General features: G+C 64.8%; 1 protein-coding gene. It reads left to right on the forward strand.

Annotated features, from left to right (window positions below):
• The first annotated feature begins 94 nt into the window (after window positions 1-94).
• Complete coding sequence (locus tag ACAG26_RS27605) at window positions 95-1117, forward strand: IS110 family transposase (RefSeq protein WP_370486260.1); 1023 nt, start codon at window positions 95-97, stop codon at window positions 1115-1117.
• Window positions 1118-1512 lie beyond the last annotated feature (395 nt).

Raw genomic sequence — 1512 nt, forward strand, 5'->3', positions numbered from 1 at the left:
GTTGATGCGATGAAGGGGCGGGGCCTCCGCTCCCGTGACGTTCCCGGCGGATGCTGGGGGTGTCAGTAAACCAATCACGATTGGGAGGCCCCTGATGAGTGAGTATGCCGGAAAACAGTTCGTGGGGATTGACCTGCATCGCCAGCGGTCGGTGATCGTGCGTCAGACCGACACCGGTGAGCAGCTGTCGGTGGTGCGCATCGTCAACGATCCGGTGTCGTTGGGGTTGGAGATCGAGCGCGCTGGACCAAATCCGGAGGTGGTGCTTGAAGCCACTTACGGCTGGTATTGGGCGGTTGACCTGCTACAAGCGTCAGGTGCCAGCGTTCATTTGGCACACCCCTTGGGGGTTAAGGGATTCCGGTATCGGCGGGTGAAAAACGATGTGCGCGATGCGGGTGATCTGGCGGATTTGTTGCGGATGAACCGGTTGCCGGAGGCCTGGATCGCGCCGCCGGCCACCCGGGAGCTGCGGGAGCTGGTGCGCTACCGCGCCAAGCTGGTAGCGCTGCGCTCAGGCCTGAAAGCCCAGGTGCATGCGGTACTGGCCAAAGCCGGGGTGCTCATCGACGCCACCGATCTGTTCGGGGTGACTGGCCGCAAGCACCTGGAACGCACCCCGTTGGGCGGGGTGTACGCCCAGCGGGTGTCCTCACTGCTGCACCTGATCGACGTGTTCGATATCGAGGAAACCGCTCTAAGCACCCGGATCGCCACCGAATTACGCCGTCACGACGGGTACCGCGCGATTCAAGCGCTGCCCGGTGTCGGCCCGGTCCTGGCGGCCATCTTCGTCGCCGAGATCGGTGACGTGCACCGATTCCCCGATCCCAACCGGCTGTGCTGCTGGGCCGGGCTCACACCACGGCACCGCGAGTCCGACACCGTGGTAGTCCGCGGGCACATCACCAAACAAGGATCCAAGCTGGTGCGGTGGGCGGCCGTGGAGGCGATCCAACGCAAATCCACGGCGAAGATCACCGCCGACAAGGACCGGATCGCGGCCCGGCGCGGCAACAACATCGCCAAGATCGCCGCGGCCCGCAAGTTGCTCACCCACGTCTACTACGGCCTGCGCGACGGACACATCCGGGCGCTGGCCAAGGAGGCAGCATGAGACCCGGGCGCGGTATACGCGTGGCCGCCGCAGAGTCTGGCCCCCCTTCGGGGCGTGGCCGTGGTGTTGATTGACCCCGTATACCGCAGCCGCACCACTCCATGCCTCTGGCGAAGGGATGACCGGCAGCCGGGAAAAACCTCGGCCCTGCCCCCGCGATTCACATCGCCCTGGAGAACAGGCCCCCACAACACCATAAGGACATGCCGATTTCGGTCCTGGCCGAGTCTGCGCTGAACCGGGTCGCCGTCAAGACCGTTCGTCCTCGCTACGCTGCGGGCGCTCCGTCTTGACCGCACCCCTTATTCAACGCTGCCCACACAGACCCCGAAAACCGACAAAACACCAGCACACCCCACTTGACAACACCCCACCCCTTCAGGGATGACTCTGCG

The sequence above is a fragment of the Mycobacterium sp. pUA109 genome (assembly GCF_041287095.1).
Taxonomy (GTDB): domain Bacteria; phylum Actinomycetota; class Actinomycetes; order Mycobacteriales; family Mycobacteriaceae; genus Mycobacterium.

Coding starts and splice junctions, on each gene's coding strand:
- ACAG26_RS27605 (WP_370486260.1), top strand. CDS start 95: ATGAGTGAGTATGCCGGAAAACAGTTCGTGGGGATTGACCTGCATCGC.